Consider the following 11,116-nt stretch of genomic DNA (forward strand, 5'->3'; position numbering starts at 1 on the left):
TATGCAACGTACCTCAGCCTTGGCCGGGACCTCCATCTCGGCACGGATGTTCCGGACCGCGACTATCAACTCCCGCATCGTCTCCACCTGGACGATGCCTCGGTCATCCACCGGTGTCGGTTCCGGCCACCGCGACTGCATTATGCTGCCCCCGAACGCGAACCGCTGCCAGAGCTCCTCGGTGATGAAGGGCATGAACGGGTGTAGCAGCTGCAGCGTACCCCGAAGCACGTGGTACAGAGTCCAGCGGCAGGCCGCATCGTCGGCCTTGAGTCGGAGCTTGGCGAACTCCAGGTACCAGTCACAAAGTTCATGCCAGAAGAACTCGTACAGCCTCGCCGCGACCGCCGCATAGGCGCAGGTTTCGAGCCCGCTGGAAGTAGTTTCCACCGTCCGATTGTACCGGCTGACAATCCACGCGTCCTCGGGCGCCAGCGCCGGTCGCTCGCCGGCAACGTCCGCTCCCTGAAGATGCGGCGCGACCAGTCGGCAGGCATTCCAGACCTTGTTCGTGAAGTTGCGACCGAACTCGAACCGCTTCTCACTCAACCGGTAGCTCTGGGACTGGCTCTCCAGATAGGCCAGGGTGAACCGCACCGCGTCGGTACCGTACTTATGGAACATGTCCACCGGGTCGATGCCGATGCCCTTGGACCGGCTCATCCGCTCGCCCGACTCGACCAGTATGAATGAGTGGAAGTAGACACGCGAGAACGGAATGTCACCCATGAACTTCATCCCGGAAAAGACCATCCGCGCCACCCAGAGGAAGATGATATCCGGAGCGGTGGAAAGGAAATCGGTCGGGTAGAACTTGGCAAGGTCCGCTGTCTTTTCGGGCCAGCCCAGGGTCGAGAACGGCCAGAGCGCGGACGAGAACCACGTGTCGAGAATGTCCTCGTCCTGACGCAGGCCCTTCGAATGGCACTTCGGGCACTCGGTCGGGTCCTGGCGCGCGACTATCATCTCCCCGCAGTCGCAATACCAAACCGGGATGCGATGCCCCCACCAGAGCTGGCGCGAAATGCACCAGTCACGGATGTTATACATCCAGTCGAGGTAGACCTTGTTCCAGCGCTCGGGGACCAGCTTCACCCGGCCCGATTCCACGACCTCGATTGCCGGCCTGGCAAGCTCGGCCATCCTCACGAACCACTGGTCGGAAACCAGTGGCTCCACCACGGTGCCGCACCGCTCGCAGATGCTTGCGCTCAGCTTGTACGGCTCAATCTTCTCCATTAGTCCCTGCGCCTCGAGGTCCGCAACCACCCGCTTTCTCGCCTCTTCGCGGGAAAGGCCCTGGTACTGCGGCGGCACCTTGTCGGTCATCCGGGCGCTATCGTCGATAACGGTGATGAACTCAAGGTCGTGCCTCTTCCCCATCTCGAAGTCGGCGGCGTCGTGCGCGGGTGTGACCTTCACTGCGCCCGTGCCGAACTCCGCCAGCACCAACTCGTCGGCGATGACGGGTATGATGCGGCCTACCAGCGGCAGAACCAGCTTCCTGCCGACCAGGTGCTTGTAGCGCGCATCATTAGGGTTCACGGCCACGGCGGTGTCGCCGAGCATCGTCTCCGGCCGCGTCGTCGCGACGATCACGAACTCCGGCACTTCGTCATTCGGACTTCGGGTTTCGGACTTCGCTATCGGATAGCGTATGTACCACCAATGGCTGTTCTGATCCTGGTGCTTCACCTCCAGGTCGGAGACGGCCGTGTGGCAGCGCGGGCACCAGTTGACGATGCGCGTGCCCCGGTAGATCAGACCGTCCTCGTAGTAGCGCACGAATGCCTCGCGCACCGCGCGCGACAGCATCTCGTCCATCGTGAACCGGGTCCGCGTCCAGTCGCAGGCGCAGCCGAGCAGCTTCAACTGCTCGATGATGCGCGTTCCGTACTTCTCCTTCCACGCCCAGGCCCGCTTCAGGAACTCCTCGCGTCCCAGCTTGAACCGGTCCGTCCCTTCGGCGGCAAGCGCCCGGTCGATGTGCGTGTGCGTACCGATGCTCGCGTGGTCGGTGCCGGGCAGCCAGAGGGTCTCGTAACCCTGCAGCTTCTTGAAACGAACCTGCGCGTCCTGCAGGGAGTTGTTCAACGCGTGACCGACGTGCAGCGAGCCGGTGATGTTCGGCGGCGGGATGACGATGGAGAACTTCGGCTTTGGCGACTCCGGGTCGGCGGTGAAGAACCCGCTCTCCTCCCAGAACTTGTACCACTTAGCCTCGACCGGTTTCGGGTCGTATCGGGAAGGGAAATCGCTCGGGTTCGGTTCCGGCATGAGTGGGTATTATAGAGGCGAACCTGCCGCTGTCAAAACTGAGAACCTGGCCTGCGGCCGACGCGCCGCCGCTGCGAGATCGGTTCGGCGCTTGGCTACACGGAGAGACGCGCGGGCCGAGGTCCTGTTCGGCCCCGGTTCGTTTACTCGTCCGGGACCTGGTTACAGCCGCCGCAACCACGCCTGTCCGGCGGGGGCGGCTGGTTGATGACGAGCGCCAGAGGCTCGGTCTGGCCGCGCTGAGCCTTGCGTCCCAGTACCGTACCTCTCAGGAGGCACGGGCTGGGGAAGGTCCTGCCGGCGCGGATGACCGCCGAGTCAGACGCCCACATCCCGACGAATGAACCGCGCGCCTCGGGAAAGTGGCCAATCACGTGCCACTCCTGAACCGCCGAGTCGCTCGCGAGTGAGTATTCGAACACGCAGAGTTCGGCATCCGGGACGTCCGACGTGACCACAAGTGATGTGTACCCGGTAGCCGCTCGTCCGGCGCCAGGGAACGTGAAGCGGGTCTGCGTTCCGGCCTCGCTTGGGGTCGGCCTGAACACAAAAGTACCGGCCCGGCTCTGGGTGCGCACAGTATCCACCGGCGAGCCGGCCGTATCCGTGGCCGTAACCAGCCAGGCGTAGGTCCGGCCGGGAACGAACGTGGTTCCTGAGGGTACCCGGAACGCGGTTGTCGCCACCTGGCTCTCACGGAAGACGGGCCGACTGCGCCGCACCGCCGTCAGCGCGGCCTGCCCCGGCCCCAACTCTGCGACGCGCAACTCGTAGCGGTGAGGAAGAATAGGACCCGACACCTCCGGTGGTGTCCACACCAGAACTGGCTGACTATCGGTGACCACAGCGCCATTGGGAGGCCAGACGAGTTCCACCCGCCTGGGCACGCGTACCCGGAAAAAGAACGCGCTCTGCGCCAGCCTCGGGATCAGCGTGATGACGTAGGAGTAGTCGCCTTCCGGCAGCGGCACAGCGGGCCCGGAAAACGCCTCGTAGCCCTTCTTGCACCACACCTCGGTCAGCTTGACCTCCGACGCCGCGAGCCGGCGATCGCCGGGAGAGAGCACGATTCGCGGTGTGCTGGCGGAGAAGACGACTCCGGCCTTGGCGTCGCGTGCCTCAACCCGGAAGAACACCGAGGTCGTGTCGGACATCGGGTTGTGCAGCGTGATGTTCCAGAGATGCCTGAAGCTCTCCTGGCCCGACTGCGGTGCGACCGCGTCGAAGGTGACGACCGCGCCCGAGAGCCTCCCGGCTCCGGCGAACAGCACCAGGGCCGCGGCGAGAACAGCCCGACCTGCCGGTCCGGCCGCCGCCCTCAGGCCCGGACAGACGCGGCCTGTGCAGCATGTCAGGTACGGAGCCAGCCGAAAGCACACGGTCGACATCCTCTCAATCAGTCTCCTCACTATGGCGCGCAGCCGGCAAGGGAATGCCGGATTCCGGACATAGCCGACCCGAATCGCGATCCGCCGATGCGCCCCGGAGACGCGCATCGCTCACCACTAGTGATAGCACGAACTACATCCCTTGTCAAGCCGGGACTGCTTGACTGCTCACTGCCCGGCGTCTATCATCTCTGCATGAAAAGCAGCGATTTACCGCCTCACTCCCTGTCGAAAGCCAACCGCGGCCGCAGCCGGCGCCTGGCGGCTCTCCTCCTGGTATTGGCCGGGGTCGGATCAGCTGTCGCCGCGACCTCTGACCTGATAAAGACAACCGAGTGGCTTGCCGCCAACCTGGATCGCCCTGACGTCAGAATAGTCGACCTGCGCTACGGAATCGAATTCTACTGGCAGGCGCATGTGCCGGGCGCAGTTCACCTCTACCCCGACGTGCTGACCTGGCCGGAGAACGGGGCCGCGGCGAAGCCGATATCACCGGAGGTCTTCGCGCAGGTGCTCGGTCGCCTGGGCATCACCGACACGACGACCGTGGTAGCCTACTCGGAGGTGATCGACTCGCTCTCTCCCTACCTGACCTGGATGCTCGACTACATAGGGCACAAACGGCAGGTCCTGATTGCCGGAGAACTTGACCGGTGGCGGACTGAAGGTCGGCCCCTGAGCCAGGACTACGCCCGGACCCAGACAACGGTCTACCGGCTGCCGGCGGAACTGAACGCAGGTATCAGGGCGAGGCTGAGCGACGTCAAGGCCGCGCTCGGCGACAAGAAGACGGTCATCCTTGATGTCAGGTCGCCGGCCATGTTCAGTGGAGACGCAGGTTACAACAAACGTCGCGGACACATCCCCGGCTCCATCAACCGGCCGTGGCTGCGCGACCTCACGGGTGAATACACCTGGCGTGACACGGCCGAACTCCGGAAAGAATACAAGCAGTTGGGCGTTACGCCGGACAAGCGGGTCATCATCACCTGCACCCGTGGCTACCGTTCCACCACCACGTACGTGACCCTGAAGCACCTGCTGGGATACCCGAACGTCGCGGTCTACGACGGCAGCTTCAGTGAGTGGTCCGATGCCGCCGAGCTGCCGGTGGCTACCGGGCCGAAATAGCGAACCCCTGCCGGTTCGGGGCCGCGGTCCTGCCTGAAGCCGGGAACGGTTCTCAGACAGCCGCTGCCGCCGCTCCTCCTGCAAGGCCGGAGGAGAACGGCGTGCATTTCGCCCGGCACGCGACCCCGCAAACCACCGAGCGAACCGCTCCCGCACTCACAGCGCGAGTCGCGTCCGGCTCCGACTCGGCCGTGACTCTGAGAACCGGCAGCCGATTCGCGGCCGAGGTGGGCCGGCCTGTCACCACGCGAATCGGTCACCAGGACGACTTCCGAATCGCGGCCCCTCTGGGAGTCTGAGAGGCCGCGGAACAGGCTTTCCGAGCCGCCCCGCGAACCGTTCCGGGAACGGTTCACCCCGTGGCTTCCCGAGTGTCGGCCTGAGCGGCCTCGAATCAGCCTAACATCATCTAATCATACAACTTACACCGGGGAATGGTCGCCTGGTTGTGCCTGTCGCCTCTCCGGCGCTTAGGCCTGGCGCCGGAGCCGGGGAGGAACGGCGGCGTGCTCAGGGACGGACAGCCGTTTTGCGCCGGCTGCTGAATCGGTCCAGCGCCGCCTCGATGCGGCCGCGGTTCTGCCAATAGAGCAGCCCGAGGATGGCCGCGGTCAGCCCGACAATCGCCCACTCGCGCCAACCGAAGTGCGTGGCGCTTGCCCCGACCGCGCACTCGAGCAGGTTCGACGGTAGCCGGCCGATGAAGACCAGGCCGAGAAACACCGGCAACGGCATGGACGTCAGACCGGCAAGATAGTAGACCCAGTCCCCAATCGGGTTAGGCACGAGCAGCAGCAGGAAGATGTAGAACGTCCCGCGGCGCAGCACCTTGGCGTCGAGCTTGGCCAGTCGGTCGGGCGGCAGGAAGTACCTGAGCAACCTGCGTCCGAGCAACCTGATGAGCAGGAAGTCGACGGCAGCACCCAGCATGACGCCGACCATCAGCCAGACCACGGTCGGCCACAACCCGAGCGCGTAGCCGGCGGCGAACGACATCGCGTTGCCGGGCAGCGGTGCCACGGCGATCTGCACGACCTGCAGCACTATGATGCCGACCGGTGCCCAGGCGCCCCAGCTCCGCACGAGCACGCGCAGTTGCTCCGGCTCCCGGAAGTACCGCAAAACCGAGCCGCCGGCAAAGACGAGCAGTGCCGCTATGGCCGCCAGCGCCGCAACCGTGAAGACCATCGTCACCCTCTGCCCCACGGTGTGCGGCGGCGGCGCGGCCGGACGGTTCACCGCTTCGCCAGGCATGGGACTACCCGACGAGGACGGCTCCGCCATTGACGTTGAGGATCTCACCCGTGACAAAAGTTGAGAGATCGGAAGCAAGGTAGAGCACCGCGCCCGCGAACTCCTCGGGCCGGCCGACCCGGCGCAGCGGGATGGTTGCCAGGACCTGTGCGCGCGCAGCGTGTCGGCCCAGGCTGGGCCGCGACATGTCGGTATCGAACCAGCCCGGCGCGATGCAATTGACCAGGATGTGGTCGACGGCGAGCTCCGGCGCCAGCGACTTGGTCAGGCTGATGACAGCGCCCTTGCTGGCTGCGTAGTGCGAATGGAATGCCTCCCCGCGCTGGCCGGCGGTCGAGGCGACAAGGATGATGCGCCCGCCTCCGGCCTGGCGCAGCAGCGGCACTGCTTCGCGGCAACAGTAGAAGACGCCTCGGACGTTGAGGTCGAGCGTCTCCGCGAGCTGCCGGTTGGTCATCCTCTCGATGGCCGCGCCCTTCCAGATGCCGGCGTTGGCCACCATGATGTCGAGTCGTCCCAACTGCCGTCTGACGCCCGCAAACAGCCGCTTGACGCCGGCGGATGAAGCAACGTCCGCCTGCAGCGGGACCGCCCGGACTCCGAGCGCCTGGCAACGCCGGGCAACTTCGCGGGCCGCCTTCGCGTCGCGCACATAGTTGACCGCCACTTCGGCGCCGGCCCGCGCCAGCGCCAGCGCCGCGGCTCGGCCCAGTCCCCGGCTGCCGCCGGTCACCAGCGCAACGCGGCCCGCGAGGTCAATCCCGACCATCGAGCGCTTTCACGGGTTCAAGGGTTCGGGGGTTCTGGCCTGACCCCGGAGCCCCGGGACGCGCCGGTCCGTTGCTCCTGCAGGGCGGCGCAGAAGCGTTCGATCTCATCTTCGGTGTTGTAGAAGTGCGGAGCAATGCGCAGGCGGTTCTCGCGCAGCGAAAGGATGAAGCCTTGCTCTTTCAGCCGCGCGAAGAGAGCGGCCATGTCGGCGCCCGGCTTGCAGGCATCGACCACTCCGGCGTGGCGCTGCTGGTCGGCCGGGGTCAGCGTTTCAAAGCCCCTTTCCCCGAGTCGCCGACGCAGCAGTTGCACGTGCGCCCGCACTCGCTCCGCCACCTCGCTCCGACCGGCGTCGAGCAGGATGCGCAGCGACTCGCGCAGGCCGTAGATGCCGATGTAGTTCTTGGTCCCCTCCTCGAACCGGCTCGCGCCCGGCTTCATCGGCTTGCGGGTGTATATGTCGTTGAAGCCCTCCCACTGCGCCGACAGCCAGCCGAGGTTGGCCGGTTTGAGCTTTGTCAGAATCGCCGCGTTGACGTAGAGTATCCCGCTGCCCTGGGGACCAAGCAGCCACTTGCCGCCGCCTGTGTAGACGAAGTCTATGCCCAGCTCGCCGAAGCTCTGGTCCACGGCGCCCAGCCCCTGCATCGCGTCAATCAGGACGTAGATGGCGCGCGTGCGGCAGAACCTGGCGATCGCCCCGATGTCGGCCCGCACGCCGTTCAGGAAGTGGACCCAGTCAATGGCGATTGCCCGCGTGTGCCGGTCCACGAGCCGGTATATGCACTCGGGCCCCTGGGCTAGCTCCCCGCTGGTCACGTAGCGCTTCTCGACGTGCGGCAGCAGATAGTGGAACGGGTAGGTATTGGTCGGGAAAGCGTCCTTCATCATCACCAGGTTGTCACCGGGCCCCCATTCGATGGAACCGATGGCGATTATGGCGCCGGCCGAAGTACTCTTGACGAACGCAATCTCGTCCGCGCGCACGCCCATAAGTCGCGCCGCCTTTTCGCGGCAGTCCTCGACTACCGCCTCGGCTTCGGGATAGGGCACCTCGCCGTGCAGGCTGCACCGCTCGATGTACCCCTGCATCGCCTGGACAACCGGCGTTGCCAGCGAACCGTTTGAGGCGTGGTTCAGGTAGACGTAGCGGCGCGTGACCGGGAAGAGTTCCCGGAATGCCTTGAGTCGCGCGTCAGTCACAGAATGGGATTATGCCCGGCAATCCGGCCGGGGCAAGGACTGCGGACGGACGCGACGCTATCTTACGACCACGACCGGTACTGTGCCCGCGCCCGACAGCGCCACGTAGTAGACGCCGGGCTGCAGGTCGCGCAGGTCCATCGTCGCCTGCGTCCTGCCCGCTGCCACGGTCGCGGAAGCTACCAGCCTGCCGCACACGTCATGGACACGCAGGTCGCGCGCCCGCGTCGCTTGCCGCAACTCCACCCGCAGCAGACCCCGACAGGGACGCGGATAGACCTGCAGCGGCACGGTCGTTCCGACCTGGCGGGGTTCAGCGGCAGCCACCTGCAGGTCCGGAACCAGTTCGTGCAGATACAACAGGACGCGGACCAGGTTCTGCGCCTCCTGTGTCTCCGGAACCCAGACCGGCGGCCCGGAAAGAAGCTGCGAGCCGTAGACCTGGTTTGGCGGGTTCATCAGCGAGTCGTTCACCCGCGTCCAGACGCTGATTCCCGCCCCGCCGTATGCGACCGCGGTAGCGCTGTCAATCAACTGGATGGCGTGCCGGTTGTCGAACATGTCCGAATCGTGGTCCACTTCCGTCTGCATGCGCAGGTACGCGGCCGGCACCTGCTTCATGAAACGCGCCGCCTCCCGCTCCTGCCAGAACGATTCCGAATCTGCCGGCACCGGCACGAATCCGCCCGAATCCTGGCAGGTCTGGGATCGGTCCGCCGGCCCCTCGCAGTCCAGCAGGAACCTGACCGGCAACTCGGGATGCCGCGCAATCATGCCCGACGCCATGGTGATACCATACTCCCGCGTGTAGACACCCAGCCGGCTCGTGTCCACGTAGTCACGGCTCGCGAGCTCCGCCAGGCAGGCACGGAGCCCGTCCTGATGTACGTATCCGCCGTAGTTCTCCGGGTAGGCGCCGCTCAGGCCCCGGTCGTCCGGGTCGAAGTGCAGGAACGCGAAACCGTCCGATGCCACCCGGTCCGGCAAACCGGTCGTGTCGTACGAACTGCCGTACTCCAATCCGCCCGGCACGAATGCCACCCCGGGCACGCGATTGGCCGGCCCGGCATAGGCCGGGCGGTGGATGTGCACGTAGAGACTGCATCCGGACGTCGGGTTGACAACCTGCAGGGTCTCAGCCAGCACCGGCACGGTGTTCGGGTATTGCCAGACGATGCTCTTGTCCGGCGCCAACTCAACCACCCGATACCCTGCCGAGACCAGCGTGTTGCCGTTGGCCAGTCGCGCCGCCTCGTAGGCCATGGTCAGTCCGCTCACGTCCCAGAGGACGTTCCCGGCCGAGTCCACCTCGATGACACGGCTGTGGCGCGTGTCGGCGATCAACGTGCGGCCGTCAGGCAGGCGCTGTGCCGAACGGGGCCAGTCCAGCCCGACATCATGCTGCCAGACGATACTGCCGCCCTGATCTACCTCGATGATGCGGTCGTTGTCCGAGTCGCAGATAAGCGTGTGGCCGTTCGCGAGCCGGTTGCCGTTGTGGGGAACGGCGAGGCCCCAGTAGCCCCACGCGATTGTGCGCTCGGGTGTCACCTCGATGACTCGATTGCCGTCCCGGTCGGTGATAAGCGTGTTGCCGTTCGCCAGCCGGTAGGCCTCATTCGGGTAGGCCAACCCATCGGCCAGCATCCACACCGGCTCGCCGTCCCGGTTCGCCTCGACGACCTTGTCACCGAAACTCGCCGACATCAGCGTATTACCGTTCGGCAGACGCCGCGCCGTGTGCAGGAAAGGAACGTCATTCTTCACGTAGGCCCAGACCAGCCGTCCAAGGCTGTCTACCTCGATTGCCCGTGCGTCGGTCGTGGACGACGCTCCGCCGTCCGCAATCAGCGTACGCCCGTCGGCCAGCCGCTCGATCCCGAGCGGGAAGACAGGCACGGCGGCGCGCGAACGGGCGGCACCGAACGCAACGAGGAAGAGCAGCGCCGACGCCCGCAGTCGACTATGAATCAATGGTATATTCTGTATTTGGAATATTCGGCCAGCCTTATAAATTCTAGCCCCGCGGCGTCGCCGTGTCAACCTTCGGGCAACCTTCGGGCCCGGTCCCGGCCGGCAGTCGCTCCTGGCGGCGGCGGACGATACCCGGCAGACCGCGGCAGACGGACACGCCAGCCACGGGCTCATCAGAGCGGCCGCGAATATGATCGTCCTTGACTGTTCGGGTAGTGCTCTCAGAAGAGTCACTGCAACTGGCATGCCGGTTCCGGCTGGCATAGGATTGAAGCCGGGGAACACAGCCCGGTTGTGGGAAGAGACAGAATCAGGCATCCAGGTGCGCAGCTGCCGCACACTGCCGAAAAGAGCAGGGGCGGGTCTTTGACCCGCCCCTGTGGAACCGATGGTTCGGTCTAGTGCTCGACCACCAGCTTCTGTCCGGTTTGCTCGTCTCTTTCACCGGGGGGCTTTGCCCCCGGTGCTTTTACGGCGGCGCGAACGCCCGTTCCTCTTCCACTGTTGACATGGCCGTGCTGCCGCGCTAGTCTGGGTTGTCGGCTATGCCAAGGCGCGAGCCATCCCGGCCGGCCCGGGATGGCTTTCGCTTCCCGGACGCACGAACCGAGGAGCGAAACTTGACTGCTCAGCTTGCTATCATCTCCGCGTACTTGCTCGTGCTCCTGGTACTCGGCCTGCTCGCCCGCCGCGGCATGCCCCGGACCCTGGAGGGTTTCTTCCTTGCCGGCCGGGCGGTCGGGCCGGTCCTCCTCTTCCTGACTATGGCCGCGACCAACTTCTCGGCCTTCACCGTCTTCGGTTTCTCCGGGGCCGGTTACCGCATCGGCTACGCCTACTACCCGGTGATGGCGTTCGGCACCGGGTTCATGGCCCTCACCTTCATCCTCATCGGCATCCCGCTCTGGCGGGCGGCAAAGGAGCTCGGGGCTGTTACCCCTCCCGAGCTCATCCGCCTCCGATTCCGGAATGCTCCGCTCCACGCCGCCTATCTGTGCGTGATGGTCGTCTTCACGCTTCCCTACCTGGCGCTGCAGCCGATGGGCGCCGGCTACGCGCTCAAAGGTCTGCTCGGCATTCCCTACACCTGGGGCGCGGTTTTGGTGACCATGGTCGGC

At 65.5% G+C, this 11,116-nt stretch carries 9 protein-coding genes; 3 read left to right on the forward strand and 6 right to left on the reverse strand.

The annotated features are described in order from the left end of the window. Together FJY68_11640 and FJY68_11645 are read right to left on the reverse strand one after the other, a co-directional pair. A partial coding sequence (locus FJY68_11640) for a valine--tRNA ligase (GenBank protein MBM3332479.1) occupies window positions 1-2,277 on the reverse strand: 2,277 nt, incomplete at its 3' end. A 143-nt stretch (window positions 2,278-2,420) separates the two neighbouring features. Then, entirely contained in the window at window positions 2,421-3,548 is a 1,128-nt protein-coding gene (locus FJY68_11645) for a hypothetical protein (protein ID MBM3332480.1), read from the reverse strand. Here FJY68_11645 and FJY68_11650 point away from each other — a divergent pair. Both FJY68_11650 and FJY68_11655 read left to right on the forward strand, forming a co-directional pair. Then, window positions 3,459-4,796, forward strand: coding sequence for a sulfurtransferase (locus FJY68_11650; GenBank protein MBM3332481.1), 1,338 nt, complete (start codon window positions 3,459-3,461; stop codon window positions 4,794-4,796). The genes FJY68_11645 and FJY68_11650 overlap by 90 nt on opposite strands. A 101-nt stretch (window positions 4,797-4,897) precedes the next feature. Then, window positions 4,898-5,095, forward strand: a complete 198-nt coding sequence (locus FJY68_11655) for a hypothetical protein (protein MBM3332482.1) — start codon at window positions 4,898-4,900, stop codon at window positions 5,093-5,095. 211 nt (window positions 5,096-5,306) lie between these two features. Here FJY68_11655 and FJY68_11660 read toward each other — a convergent pair whose 3' ends face one another. The 4 genes from FJY68_11660 to FJY68_11675 are packed head-to-tail and all read right to left on the reverse strand — an operon-like array spanning window position 5,307 to window position 9,998. Further along, window positions 5,307-6,080: a TVP38/TMEM64 family protein gene (locus FJY68_11660; protein MBM3332483.1), complete on the reverse strand. Its 774-nt coding sequence runs from the start codon at window positions 6,078-6,080 to the stop codon at window positions 5,307-5,309. Further along, on the reverse strand, window positions 6,055-6,819 hold the full coding sequence (locus FJY68_11665; GenBank protein ID MBM3332484.1) for an SDR family oxidoreductase: 765 nt from the start codon (window positions 6,817-6,819) through the stop codon (window positions 6,055-6,057). The genes FJY68_11660 and FJY68_11665 overlap by 26 nt, the downstream gene beginning before the upstream one ends. A gap of 17 nt (window positions 6,820-6,836) precedes the next feature. Further along, entirely contained in the window at window positions 6,837-8,024 is a 1,188-nt protein-coding gene (locus tag FJY68_11670; protein MBM3332485.1) for an aminotransferase class V-fold PLP-dependent enzyme, read from the reverse strand. Window positions 8,025-8,081: 57 nt separating this feature from the next. Beyond that, window positions 8,082-9,998, reverse strand: a complete 1,917-nt coding sequence (locus FJY68_11675) for a hypothetical protein (protein ID MBM3332486.1) — start codon at window positions 9,996-9,998, stop codon at window positions 8,082-8,084. A gap of 536 nt (window positions 9,999-10,534) precedes the next feature. On the opposite strand from FJY68_11675, the gene FJY68_11680 reads away from it, so the two are divergent. Continuing rightward, the coding region (locus tag FJY68_11680; protein ID MBM3332487.1) for a sodium:solute symporter family protein at window positions 10,535-11,116 on the forward strand (582 nt) is incomplete at its 3' end.

It is taken from the genome of candidate division WOR-3 bacterium (genome assembly GCA_016867815.1).
Lineage (GTDB): Bacteria > Hydrothermota > Tepidihabitantia > Tepidihabitantales > Tepidihabitantaceae > UBA2258.